At 72.1% G+C, this 12602-nt stretch carries 10 protein-coding genes; 8 read left to right on the forward strand and 2 right to left on the reverse strand.

What is annotated here, in order from left to right; genetic code table 11:
- The first annotated feature begins 49 nt into the window (after nucleotides 1-49).
- The 7 genes from SLV14N_RS19610 to SLV14N_RS19640 all read left to right on the forward strand — a co-directional run bounded on the left by SLV14N_RS19610 (nucleotide 50) and on the right by SLV14N_RS19640 (nucleotide 9009).
- Nucleotides 50-694, forward strand: coding sequence for an SCO family protein (locus tag SLV14N_RS19610; RefSeq protein ID WP_093641539.1), 645 nt, complete (start codon nucleotides 50-52; stop codon nucleotides 692-694).
- Complete coding sequence (locus SLV14N_RS19615; protein ID WP_208682267.1) at nucleotides 691-1137, forward strand: copper chaperone PCu(A)C; 447 nt, start codon at nucleotides 691-693, stop codon at nucleotides 1135-1137. The genes SLV14N_RS19610 and SLV14N_RS19615 overlap by 4 nt, the downstream gene beginning before the upstream one ends.
- Before the next feature lie 101 nt (nucleotides 1138-1238).
- Nucleotides 1239-3632: a FixH family protein gene (locus SLV14N_RS19620; RefSeq protein WP_263270409.1), complete on the forward strand. Its 2394-nt coding sequence runs from the start codon at nucleotides 1239-1241 to the stop codon at nucleotides 3630-3632.
- Entirely contained in the window at nucleotides 3629-5080 is a 1452-nt protein-coding gene (efeB, locus tag SLV14N_RS19625) for an iron uptake transporter deferrochelatase/peroxidase subunit (protein ID WP_263270410.1), read from the forward strand. The genes SLV14N_RS19620 and efeB overlap by 4 nt, the downstream gene beginning before the upstream one ends.
- Nucleotides 5081-5294: 214 nt before the next feature.
- Nucleotides 5295-6221: a prephenate dehydratase gene (gene pheA, locus SLV14N_RS19630; RefSeq protein ID WP_208682278.1), complete on the forward strand. Its 927-nt coding sequence runs from the start codon at nucleotides 5295-5297 to the stop codon at nucleotides 6219-6221.
- 671 nt (nucleotides 6222-6892) lie between these two features.
- Nucleotides 6893-8182: a serine--tRNA ligase gene (gene serS, locus SLV14N_RS19635; protein ID WP_208682280.1), complete on the forward strand. Its 1290-nt coding sequence runs from the start codon at nucleotides 6893-6895 to the stop codon at nucleotides 8180-8182.
- A complete protein-coding gene (locus SLV14N_RS19640; protein WP_263270412.1) occupies nucleotides 8179-9009 on the forward strand; it encodes an HAD family hydrolase in 831 nt (276 codons plus the stop codon). Before serS ends, SLV14N_RS19640 begins: the two co-directional genes overlap by 4 nt.
- Here the strand turns inward: SLV14N_RS19640 and SLV14N_RS19645 are convergent.
- Both SLV14N_RS19645 and SLV14N_RS19650 read right to left on the reverse strand, forming a co-directional pair.
- Nucleotides 8997-9734, reverse strand: a complete 738-nt coding sequence (locus SLV14N_RS19645; protein WP_263270414.1) for a rhomboid-like protein — start codon at nucleotides 9732-9734, stop codon at nucleotides 8997-8999. The two genes, SLV14N_RS19640 and SLV14N_RS19645, sit on opposite strands and share 13 nt — an antisense overlap.
- 8 nt (nucleotides 9735-9742) lie before the next feature.
- The gene (locus SLV14N_RS19650; protein ID WP_263270416.1) at nucleotides 9743-10801 is read right to left on the reverse strand and encodes an Lrp/AsnC family transcriptional regulator; all 1059 of its coding nucleotides are present in this window, start codon (nucleotides 10799-10801) and stop codon (nucleotides 9743-9745) included.
- Nucleotides 10802-10986: 185 nt separating this feature from the next.
- Between SLV14N_RS19650 and SLV14N_RS19655 the strand changes: the two genes are divergently transcribed.
- Nucleotides 10987-12570: an MFS transporter gene (locus SLV14N_RS19655; RefSeq protein ID WP_263270418.1), complete on the forward strand. Its 1584-nt coding sequence runs from the start codon at nucleotides 10987-10989 to the stop codon at nucleotides 12568-12570.
- Nucleotides 12571-12602 lie beyond the last annotated feature (32 nt).

A 12602-nucleotide genomic window follows, 5' to 3' on the forward strand; every position in this document is an offset into this window, starting at 1 on the left:
GACGCCCCTTTCCTGACACACGGGATTCAACTCACGGGATTTATCTGCAATGCGTAGAACGACCCTGCTCGCGTCCGCCCTCACGGCGGCCGCGGCCCTCAGCCTGACCGCCTGCGGCGGGGACGACAGCAAGCCCGCCGCCGTCGTGTCCGGCGGCACCTCCGCCAAGTCGATCATCACGCTCGACAGCCCGATGGCGAAGCCGGACCTGGTCCTGACCGACACCCACGGCGCCAAGTACGACCTGCTGGAGAAGACCAAGGGCCATCCGACCCTGATCTACTTCGGCTACACCAACTGCCCGGACGTCTGCCCGCTGACGATGGCCAACATCGCGGTCGCGGTGAAGCAGCTGCCCAAGGCCGAACAGAAGGATCTGCGGGTCGTCTTCGTCACCTCCGACCCGGAGCGCGACACCTCCGCCGCCCTCAAGAAGTGGCTCGGCGGTATCAACAAGGACTTCACCGGCCTGACCGGAAAGTTCGACACCATCCAGGCCGGTGCGCGCAGCGTGAACATCGGGATCGAGAAGCCGGTCAAGAAGAAGAACGGCGATGTCGTCTCCACCCATGGCGCGCAGGTGCTGCTGACCTCCCCCAAGGACGACAAGGTCCACTGGATGGCCATGCAGAAGGCGACCTCCGACGACTACACCAAGGCACTTCCGAAGATCCTCAAGGGGCAGAACCCGTGAACCGCCACACCACCCTCGCCGTCGCCCTCACCCTCACGGCCGGTCTCACACTGGCGGGCTGCGGTGGGGACAGCGTCCCGAGGATCGAGGTCGCCGACCCGTACATGCCGCAGCCGGTCACCCAGCAGATGGCCGGCGCGTACCTCACCGTCAAGAACAACGGCGACACCGCCGAGAAGCTCACCGAGGTCACCAGCAACCTGGCCAAGACCATCACGATCCACAAGACGGTGGGCAACAAGATGGAGCAGGTCGAGTCCCTGCCCGTCCCGGCCAACGGCACGCTCCGGCTCAGCCACGGCGGTAACCACCTGATGTTCATGGGGCTGAAGAGCAAGCCGGCCAAGGGCGACGTCTTCACCGTCACGCTGCACTTCGCCGCCGCCGACCCGGTCAGGGTGCAGATCCCGGTCAAGGCCGCCGACTACCAGCCGAAGCACTAACGGAGAGCCGAGAAGCACCCAGAGGTCCGGAGAAAAACCAGCAGCGGCCGGAAGCACCGCACAGGCCGGTACACACAACGGGAGTAAGGGGAGCGATCACTATGGTCACCACCGGGCTTCGGCCGCGACGGTCCGCCGTGCTGCGCCTGCTGGTCGTCGCGCTCGCGCTGGCCGGGACGCTCCTCGGCGCGCTCGGCGGTGCCGCACCGGCCTCGGCGCATGCCGCGCTGACCGGCAGCACCCCCGCGCGGGATTCGGTGGTGGACCGCGCCCCCGAGCAGGTGACGCTCACCTTCTCCGAGGGCGTCGCGCTGGGCGACGACTCGATCCGGGTGCTGGATCCGCAGGGCAAGCGGGTGGACGACAAGAAGCTGCGCAATCTGAGCAGCGACCGCGTCGTCAAATACGCCGCGGCACTGCCGCCGGGGCTCCGCGACGGTACCTACACCGTCGCCTGGCAGGCGGTCTCCGCCGACAGCCACCCCGTGGCCGGTGCCTTCACCTTCTCGGTCGGCGCACCGTCCAAGACCACCGCCCCGGTACCCCAACAGGAGGCCGGCGGCGGCCTGGTGGGCGCGCTCTACGGCATCGCCCGCTATCTCGCCTACGCCGGGTTCGTGCTGCTGGCCGGCGGCGCCGCCTTCGTGGTGGCCTGCCGGCCCGCCGCGGCCCTCGTGAGGTCCGTGCAGCGGCTGGTCGTCTACGGCTGGGCGCTGCTGGCCGGCACCACCGTCGTGATGCTGCTGCTGCGCAACCCCTACACCGGTTCCGGCGATCTCGCCGATGTCTTCGACCTCGGCGGCCTCCAGCAGGTCCTGATCACCAAGCCGGGCGCGGCGCTGATCTCCCGGCTGCTGCTGCTCGCCGCCGCGGCGCTGTTCGTGGCGGTGCTGTTCGGGGCGTTTGCGCGGGCGCACGAACCGGCGGAGGCGGACGGGCCGGGGGCGGCGGGCGCGCGTGGCGGGTCGGGTGCGGCGGGCGCGCGTGGCGGCTCAGGTGCTTCGGATGAGTCGGACGAGCGTGGTGCGTCGGATGGGACGGATGGGTCGGATGGGTCGGATGGGTCGGATGGGTCGGATGGGTCGGGCCGAGGAGCCTCGGACGCCGAGGAGCCTGCCGTGGACGCCGCCGAGCAGGCCAGGCGGCGCAAGGACCTCACCTTCGGCCTCGGCTTCGGCGGAGTGATCGTCGCCACCGGGCTCGCCGCGACCTGGGCGATGGCCGAACACGCCTCGACCGGGCTGCAGCCCACCGTGGCGATGCCGGTCGATGTGCTGCATCTGCTGGCGGTCGCCGGCTGGCTCGGCGGGCTGGCGGCGCTGGTCGTGTCCCTGTACTGGGGCCCGCCCGTCGAGCGGTCCGCCGTCCGCCGCTTCTCGCGGCTCGCGTTCGGCTCCGTGGTGGTGCTGGTGGCCACCGGCCTCTACCAGTCCTGGCGGCAGGTGGGCACCTGGCAAGCGCTGACCGACACCACGTACGGGCGGCTGCTGCTGGTGAAGGTGGCGCTGGTCGTGGTGCTCGTCGGGATCGCCTGGATGTCGCGCCAGTGGACCGGGCGGCTGGCCGAGGTACCGGCTGCGGAACTCCGGGCGCCGGAGGAAGCGGAGAAGGAGACGGAGCAGGGCGCGGAGCAGGAAGCCCGGAAGGAAGCCGGAAAGGAAGCCGGGAAGGAAGACCAGCAGGAGGCGGAGGAGGAAGCGGAGGAGGAAGCGGAGAAGGCGCCCGTTGGTGCCTCGGCCGCCGCTGCCACGGCGGGCACGGCCCCGAGCCCCGCCCCGAAGAGCGGCCCCGCCCCGAAGAGCGGCCCCGCCCCGGAGAGCGGCCCCGCCCCCGCTCCGGACGAAACCCCCGCCACCAACGGCGCCCCCACCTCCGCCGACGCCGCCTCCCCCGCCGACGGCACCTCCGCGCCCGACCCCGCCCGCGCCGCCCAACTCGCCCGGCAGCAAGCGGCGTTGCGTACCGCCCGGACCAAGCGGAAGCGTGACGCCGACCCGGAACGGCTGGGGTTGCGCCGGTCCGTGCTGGCCGAGGCGTCGGTCGCGGTCGTCCTGCTCGTGGTCACCACGGCGCTGACCGCCACCGAGCCGGCCCGTACCGAAGCGGCGGTCAAGGCCACCTCGGGCGGGCAGTCCGCCGAGGCCGGCCGGCCGCAGGTGCTGACCATCCCCTTCGACACCGGCGGCCCGCGCGGCAAGGGCACCGCCCGCATCGACCTCGCCCCCGGGCGCAGCGGCAGCGCCAACACGCTGCAGCTGCGGATCTCCGACCCCGCGGGCAAGCCCATGGACGTCCCCGAGGTGAAGGTCTCCTTCACGGAGAAGGCCAAGAAGCTCGGGCCGCTGTCGGTCACCACCCGGCACACCGGCAAGGGCCGATGGCGGGCGAGCGGGGTCCAGCTGCCGGTCCCCGGAAAGTGGCAGCTGTCGCTGGTCGTACGGACCTCCGACATCGACCAGGTGACCGAGATCAAGAACGTGAAGATCGGCTCATGAGCAAGCAGACCCCCCGTAAGCAGACCGCCGCGAAGCACACCACCGCCAAGCAGGCCACGGCGAAGCAAGCCACAGCGAAGCAGGCCACAGCGAAGCAGGCCACCGCCGGCGGGAAGACCCCCGGCACGCGCCCCGGCACAGGGTCCGCCGGGGCGGGCGGCGGGCGCATACCCGCCCCTGCCGCCGCCCCGGCACCGGAAGCGGACGGGGCAGCCGCCAAGGAGTTCTCCCGCCGTCGGCTGCTCGGGACCGTCGGCGCGGCGGGCGCGGCGGGGCTGGTCGTCGGCGGGGCCGGTGGCGCCGCCGGGGTCTCGGCGGCGCAGGACGACGCCCCCGAGGCCCTGAGCACCCTCGGCTCCACCCGGGTTCCGTTCCGGACGGCGGGCGCCAAGCACCAGGCGGGGATCACCACCCCGTTGCAGTCCAAGGGCCACCTCGTCGCCTTCGACCTGGCACCGGGCAGCGACCGCAAGGCCGCGGCCGCGCTGCTGCGCCGCTGGTCGCGGACGGCCGAGGAGCTGATGGCCGGGCGGGCCCCGGACGCCGACACGGGGGTCGCCCTCGACGCGGGCCCCTCCTCGCTGACGGTCACCTTCGGCTTCGGCCACAGCTTCTTCGGCCGTACGGGCCTGACGAAGCGGCGCCCCCTGGAGCTGGACCCGCTGCCCGACTTCTCCGCCGACGCCCTGGACCCCAAGAGCAGCAACGGCGATCTGTGGATCCAGATCGGCGCCGATGACGCCCTGGTCGCCTTCCACGCGCTGCGCGCACTCCAGAAGGACGCGGCCGGCCGGGCGCGGCTGCGCTGGCAGATGAACGGCTTCAACCGCACCCCGGGCGCCACCGCACACCCGATGACCACCCGCAATCTGATGGGCCAGATCGACGGCACCAACAATCCCGAGCCGTCGGACCAGGACTTCGACGAGCGGATCTTCGTGGGGCGGGACGCCGAGCAGGCGTGGATGCGCGGCGGCTCGTACGCCGTCGTGCGCCGGATCCGGATGCTGCTGGACGACTGGGAGAAGCGTTCCCGGCACGACCAGGAGCGGGTCATCGGGCGCCGCAAGGACAACGGGGCGCCGCTGACCGGCGGTTCCGAGACCACTCCGATGCGGCTGGACGCGAACGGCCCGGACGGGCTGCCGGTCATCCCGGCCAACGCGCACGCGCGGATCGCGGCGCCGGAGTCCAACCAGGGCGCGGCGATGCTGCGCAGGCCGTTCTCCTACCACGACGGGTTCCGGGAGGACGGTGCCCCGGACGCCGGGCTGCTGTTCATCTGCTGGCAGGCCGATCCGCTGCGCGCCTTCACCCAGGTCCAGCGGAAGCTGGACCGCGGCGACGCGCTGTCGCCGTTCCTGCGACACGAGGCGAGCGGACTGTTCGCGGTGCCCCCGGCGGCGGAGCCGGGCGACTACGTGGGGCAGCCGCTGCTGGAGGGGTAGACGCCCTGGGGCCTGGGGGCGGCGGGCAGCCGGGCCTTAAGGAGGGGTCGAACGGATGCCGTAGGGGAGGGGAGCGCCCCCTCGGGGCCACAACGGGGTGGGGGGTGGCGGTATTCCCGTGTACCGGCCGGGCAGCGGAGCGGCTGGGTATCGTGGCAGGACAGGGAGAAGATCGGCGGGGTGCCCCCGCAGTTACGCGAGGGAGTCCTAATCCATGTCGGCCAGCCGCTATACCTATCTGGGCCCCGAGGGCACCTTCACGGAGGCCGCGCTGCGCACCCTCCCCGAGGCGGCGACCCGCGAGCTGACGCCGATGGTGTCGGTGCCCGCCGCCCTGGACGCGGTGCGTGCCGGTGAGGCCGCCGCGGCACTGGTGCCGATCGAGAACTCCGTCGAGGGCGGTGTGACCACCACCCTCGACGAACTGGCGTCCGGCGAGCCACTGATGATCTACCGCGAGGTGCTGCTGCCGATCGCCTTCGCGCTGCTCGTGCGCCCCGGTACGGCGCTCACCGACGTGAAGACGGTGACCGGGCACCCGGTCGCCCAGCCGCAGGTGCGCAAGTGGCTGGCGTCGCAACTCCCGGAAGCCGTATGGGAGTCGGCGGCCTCGAACGCCGATGGCGCGCGGCTGGTGCAGGAGGGCCGCTACGACGGCGCGTTCGCGGGCGAGTTCGCGGCGGCGACATACGGCCTCGCACCGCTGGTCACCGACATCCATGACGCACAGAACGCGGCCACCCGCTTCGTGCTGGTGGGCCGCCCGGCCCGGCCCGCCGCGCCCACCGGCGCGGACAAGACCTCGGTCGTGCTGTGGCTGCGCGAGGACCACCCCGGTGCGCTGCTCGAACTGCTCCAGGAGTACGCGGTGCGCGGGGTGAGCATGATGCGCATCGAGTCCCGGCCGACCGGCGAGGGCATCGGCCGCTACTGCTTCTCCGTGGACTGCGAGGGGCACATCACCGACCGGCGGGTCAGCGAGGTGCTGATGGGCCTCAAGCGGGTCTGCCAGGAGGTGCGCTTCCTCGGCTCGTATCCGCGGGCGGACGAGGTGACGGCGAGCGTGCGGCCGGAGATGACCGACGTGGCGTTCACCGACGCGTCGGACTGGCTGGCGCGCTGCATGGACGGGCGGAGCTGAGCGGGCGCCCGGTGCTTCACGGGCGGGCGGCGGGCGCTGTGGAACAGCACGACCTGCGGCTTTGGAAGGCCAGTGGGTTATCCACAAAGTTATCCACAGGGCCAGTTCTCGACCTGTGGGTAAGTCGACATCCGGGTCGGACACAGTCGACATATCGCCCTACTGACCACACACCGTTCCACAACACCCCACGTCGGGCACCGTCAGCACAATTCACGTGATCAATCCTTTAGGGCGAGGCAATCCCACACGAAAGAGTGCGTGAACGGGGTTTGGACAGGGAATCCATAGCCGAGCATTTCGGGAGCGGAATGATCACCTCTGACTTCCACAGATCTCACACACAGCCTGTGGATAAGATTCCCGAAACCCCCGACCCCTGTGGACAACCAGGGGATCCCGGGGGATAACCCGGGACCCGCGGCCCGCCTCGACGCCCGCCCAACTCCCGCTGTCCCCACAGTGGATCATCGGTGCGGAGACCGCGAAAACCCCATCCCGGACACCGCGAAGGGACCTCGCCGACCACCCCGCGCCATGGAATGCGCGGGAATTCCGCACCGCCTTTCGTCCCCCACCCCTAAGGGAATAAACAGCCCCAAAACGGGCAAAATGACTTGCCGGGCAATATGCCGTCGAGTGGCGGGGCGTGGCCCCGGTAGCCTGGGGGGGTGATTGACCTTCGCCTGCTCCGTGAGGACCCCGACCGTGTGCGCGCGTCCCAGCGCGCCCGTGGAGAGGACGTCGACCTCGTCGACGCGCTTCTCTCCGCCGACGAGCGGCGCAGGTCGTCCAGCGTCCGCTTCGACGAGCTGCGTGCCGAGCAGAAGTCGCTCGGCAAGCTCATCCCCAAGGCCGCCGGCGACGAGAAGGCCGAGCTGCTGAAGAAGGCCGGTGAGCTGTCCGCCGCCGTCAAGGCCGCCGACGCCGCGCAGGACGAAGCCAAGGAAGAGACGCAGGCGCTGCTGCGGAAGCTCGGCAACCTCGTCCACCCCGACGTCCCGGTCGGCGGCGAGGAGGACTTCCGGGTCCTGGAGACGCACGGCACGATCCGTGACTTCACCGCCGAGGGCTTCGAGCCCAAGGACCACCTGGAGATCGGCGAGCTGCTCGGCGCCATCGACGTCGAGCGCGGCGCCAAGGTGTCCGGCTCCCGCTTCTACTACCTCACGGGCGTCGGCGCGCTGCTGGAGCTCGCGCTGGTCAACGCCGCCATCGCGCAGGCCACCGCGGCCGGTTTCACGCCGATGCTGACCCCCGCCCTGGTGCGCCCGCGCGCCATGGAGGGCACGGGCTTCCTCGGCCAGGCCGCGGAGAACGTCTACCACCTGGAGAAGGACGACTACTACCTGGTCGGCACCTCCGAGGTCCCGCTCGCCGCGTACCACATGGACGAGATCGTCGACGCGGCCAAGCTGCCGCTGCGCTATGCCGGTTTCTCGCCGTGCTTCCGCCGCGAGGCCGGCACCTACGGCAAGGACACCCGCGGCATCTTCCGGGTCCACCAGTTCGACAAGGTCGAGATGTTCTCGTACGTCGCGCCGGAGGACGCCCAGAACGAGCACCAGCGGCTCCTGGACTGGGAGAAGCAGTGGCTGACCGGTCTGGAGCTGCCCTTCCAGGTGATCGATGTCGCCACCGGTGACCTCGGCGCCTCCGCCTCCCGCAAGTTCGACTGCGAGGCGTGGATCCCGACCCAGGGCAAGTACCGCGAGCTGACCTCGGCCTCGAACTGCGACGAGTTCCAGGCGCGCCGCCTCTCGGTCCGGATGCGGGAGAACGTCGACGGCAAGCAGAAGGTCTCGCCGCTCGCGACCCTCAACGGCACGCTCTGCGCCGTACCGCGCACCATCGTGGCGATCTTCGAGAACCACCAGCAGGCGGACGGCTCGGTGCGCGTCCCCGAGGTGCTCCGCCCCTACCTGGGCGGCCGGGAGATCCTGGAGCCCGTCGCCAAGTGAGCGCACCCGCTCCGGCCGCGGGTGCCCCGCTGCCCTACAAGCTCATCGCCACGGACCTCGACGGCACGCTGCTGCGCTCCGACGAGACCGTCTCCGAGCGCACCCGCCAGGCGCTCGCCGCGGCCACCGCGGCGAGCGCGGCCCATATCGTCGTCACCGGCCGGGCCGTGCCCTGGACCCGGCACATCCTCGACGCCCTGGACTACCGGGGCCTCGCGGTGTGCGGACAGGGCGGTCAGGTCTACCACGCCGGTGAACACCGGCTGCTGACGTCGGTGACGCTCGACCGCCAGCTCGCCGGTCTCGCGCTGTCCAAGATCGAGGCGGAGGTCGGGCCGCTGTATCTGGCGGCGAGCCGGGACGGTCTGGAGGGCGAGGTGCTGGTCGGCCCCGGCTACCGCGTCCAGGAAGGCCCGCTGCCGAACGTCCTGATGAACGACCCCGGCGAGCTGTGGGCGGCCCCGATCAACAAGGTCTACATCCAGCACCCGGCCCTGGACGACGATGCGCTGGCCCAGGTCGCGCGTCAGGTCGCCGGGGATCTGGTGGGGGTGACGGTGGCCGGCGAGGGCATCGTCGAACTGCTGCCGCTGGGCCTGTCGAAGGCCACCGGGCTGTCGCTGGCCGCCCGCCGGCTGGGCCTCACCGCCAAGGAGACCCTGGCCTTCGGCGATATGCCCAACGACATCCCGATGTTCGCCTGGGCCGCACACGGTGTGGCGATGGCCAACGCCCATGACGAGCTGAAGGCCGTCGCGGACGAGTTCACCGCCTCCAACGAGGACGACGGTGTCGCGGTGGTGCTGGAGCGGCTCTACCTCTCCTGACAGCCTTCCGGATCCCGGCCCGGCGGTGGCTCCTCGGCCGGGCCGGCGGGTTCGTGGCCGTGCTCCTCCTCCGGCGGCAGCCCCTCGGCGGCCGCCGGGGTCAGCGGCCAGGCCGCAAAGCCCATGGTCAGCGCGATGGCATGGCCGAAGTCGGTGAAGGTCGCACCGGTCAGCAGCGGAATCCCGAAGAAGATCAGCACCCCGGCGAGACAGCCATAGCGCCAGGGCTGCCGCAGGCGGTACGTCAGCACCCCGGCGGCCGCCGCCAGCCCGTACGAGACCCCGATGTCCACGACATGGGTCATCGACCGCGGCAGCTGGTGGCCCTCGATGGCCAGCAGCACGAGCTCCTGGCTGGCGAGGGTGGCGGCGATATGCGCACCGCCGACGGTCAGCAGCCAGCGCAGGGTCCCCGTCCAGCGCTCCACGTTGGCGTGCAGCAGCTCGAACAGCACCACGTAGAGCAGGAAGGACGAGGGGCGTTCGATCCAGAAGCCGCTGATCAGCAGCGACGGCAGCGGATGCTCGTTCAGCTGGTGGATGTTGCTGCTGGTGCGGTGGACCAGGAACTGCCCCAGCCCCTCGGAGGCGGAGGCGATGACCAGGCTGGTGATGCCGATGACCAGCAGCCAGATGTGGGTTCCGGGGCTGCTGCGTACCCAGTCCCTCGCCCAGGCCAGGGGGTTGCCGGAGCCCGGCCGACGGCCGCCGCGCGGTGGCTCCACCGGCGGCCTCACCGGCGGCGCCCCGGGGCGGTGTGACCGGCGGAGAACAGCGGCCCCGGTCCCTTGATGTGCCGGATGCGGGGCGCGCTCTCCATGGACCGTACGCCGGGCAGCGCAGCCACCCGGGTCGTCAGATAGGTGTAGACCGCGCCGACGTCGCGGCAGAGCACCGAGGCGAAGAGGTTGTTCGGACCGGTGGTGGCGCAGGCGTAGGCGACTTCCGGGTGTGCCGCCATCGCCTCTCCGGCGGCGGCGAGCCGGGCGGGCTCGACGGACAGCCAGAGAGCCACCATCACGCCGTACCCGAACTGCCGCAGGTCGTAGTCGACGTCGTAGTACAGGACACCGTTCGCCCGCAGTTCCGCGAAGCGGCGGCGGACGGTGGTGGGCGACCAGCCGGTGGCGGCGGCGAGTTCGGCCAGTGGGGCGCGGCCGTCCCGGGCGAGGACGTCGAAGAGCCGGCGGTCGGTGTCGGTGAGGGTGACGGGGGCGGCTGCCGGGTCCGGCGGCGGCGGGCTCAGCCGGGCGATCTGCTCGTCGGTCAGCGCGCCGGACTTGCTGATCAGGCCCTGGGGACCGCCGTAGAACTGGTGCAGCCGGCAGTGTGCGGTCACCCCGATGACGCTCGGGGTGCGGGGCAGCTTCTGCAGCAGCAGTACATCGCTGTGGTCGCTGCTCACCGCGTGGCACACCGCGGAGATCTCGGTGCCGCCGGACATCAGGCTGACCCAGGAGGTGTCCGGGCGGCGGGCCAGCGCCTCGGCGACGGCGACCGCGGCGTCCGGGGTGCACTGGACCCGCACCAGCCATTGCACCTCGCCCAGCGCCTGGGCATCCGGCAGGCCCAGCACCTTGAGCATGCCGTGGGTGCGGTGCCGGGTGTAGCGCCGGGCGACGGTCTGGTCGGAGACCCCGAGCACGGCGGCGATCCGGCTGAACGGCGCCCGGCCGTCGAGCTGCAGCGCATGGATCAGCCGGTGGTCGAGGGCGTCGAAGCCGGTCGGGCCGCCGGGGTCACCGGTGCCGTTCCCCCGGTCCGCCGCCTCGGGCTTCCGGTCGGATTTCACCGTTCGAGGCTAACGCGTGTCGGATTGCGCCGCCGGACGCGCGATGGCTGGGAGCGCGGGCGGTGCGCACCACACCGTGGCGTCGGCAACACACGTCGCCGGCCGGGGAATCGGCGGGCCGGGCCGGCCTTGCGGGCGGCGCCGGGCCCGTGGGCACCGGCCGCTACCCACGGGAGGAAAGGATCATGCGGAGCACACCCGAGAGGGGGACCGCGGCGGGCGTCCGGGCGCCGGACGCGGGCGGGAAGCCGGGCGGAGGACCGGCCGGGAAGTGGTGGCCGCTGGCCGCCATCGCCCTCGGCAACTTCCTGTTGCTGGTCGATGTGACGATCGTGAACACCGCGCTGCCCCGGATAGCCGACGGCCTGGACGCCACCCTCACCTCGCTTCAGTGGGTGCTGGACATCTATGCGCTGGCGCTGGCCGCGCTGCTGATGCTGGCGGGCTCGGCCGCGGACCTCTTCGGCCGGCGCCGGCTGTATGTGGCCGGGCTGACGGTGTTCGCGCTCGCCTCGCTGGCCTGCGGTCTGGCCCCGGACGCGAGCGTCCTGGTCGTGGCCCGCGCTGTGCAGGGTGTGGGCGCGGCGGCGATGATCGCCACCAACACCCCGCTGCTGATGGCCGCTTACCAGGGCCGGGACCGGGGCGTGGCGTTCGGCGTCTGGGGCGGCACCAGCGGCGCGGCGGCCGCGACCGGCCCCGTACTGGGCGGCCTGCTCACCGAGTATGTGGACTGGCGGGCGATCTTCCTGGTCAATCTGCCGCTGACCGCGGTCGCGGTATGGATCACGGTGCGCAGGGTTCCCGAGTCGTACGGCGGCCTCCCCCGTCCTCGATCGGACTCCGCCGGGAGGACTCCCCTCGCCCGGATCGACTGGCCGGGTGCCGCGTCCTTCACCGCCTGCGCGGGCGCGCTGACATACGGGCTGATGCGCGGCGGCGAGCAGGGCTGGACGGAGTCCGGGACGCTCATCGCGCTCGGCGGCGCGGCGCTCGCGCTGCTGGTGTTCGTCCTCGTCGAACGGCGGGTGCAGCGGCCGCTGCTGGACCTGGGGCTGCTGCGCCGCCCCTCGTTCGCGGCGCTGCCGGCGGCGGCGCTGCTGCTGCAGGCCGCGGCGTTCCCGTATCTCACCTTCGTGGGGCTGTGGGTGCAGAACATCCTCGGTCTGAGCCCGGTGCAGGCGGGCCTCGCGGTGACGCCGATGGCGTTGGTGTCCCTGCTGGTCGGCGCGCTGGGCGGCCGGCTGCTCCAGCGGATGGCACCCCAACTCCCGATCGGTATCGGCATGTTGCTGGTGGGCGCCGGGGTGCTGCTGGAGTACGCGCTGCTGGACGACGGCGCCGGCTGGGCGGCGCTGGTCCCCGGGCTCGCGGTGAGCGGGCTGGGTATCGGGGCGGCGATGCCGGTACTGGTCTCGGCGGCGCTCGGCGCGGCTCCCCCGCAACGGGCGGGGATGGCGAGCGGTGCCATGAACACCTCCCAGCAGCTGGGCTTCGCACTGGGCGTCGCGGCCCTCGGCACCGTCTTCGCCGACGCGCTGCACGACGTCCGACCCGGTGCCTCCCGTACGGCTGTCGCGGCCGCCCATGTCTCCGGGCTGACCGACATCCTGCTGATCTCCGGGACGGTGGCGCTGGCGGGCGGGGTACTGGTCCTGGCCGTCGTACGGCGCGGGGCGGGCGGCGACGGTGACGACGGTGACGGTGACCTCCCGGCGGCTCGGGCGGCGGCCGCTCCGGCGCGGGCGGGTGCGCCGGGCGGGGCGTAGCCAGCGGCACCGGGCGGCGTAGCCGGCGGCAA

Source organism: Streptomyces sp. Je 1-4 4N24, assembly GCF_026239515.1.
Taxonomy (GTDB): Bacteria; Actinomycetota; Actinomycetes; order Streptomycetales; family Streptomycetaceae; genus Streptomyces; species Streptomyces nigrescens.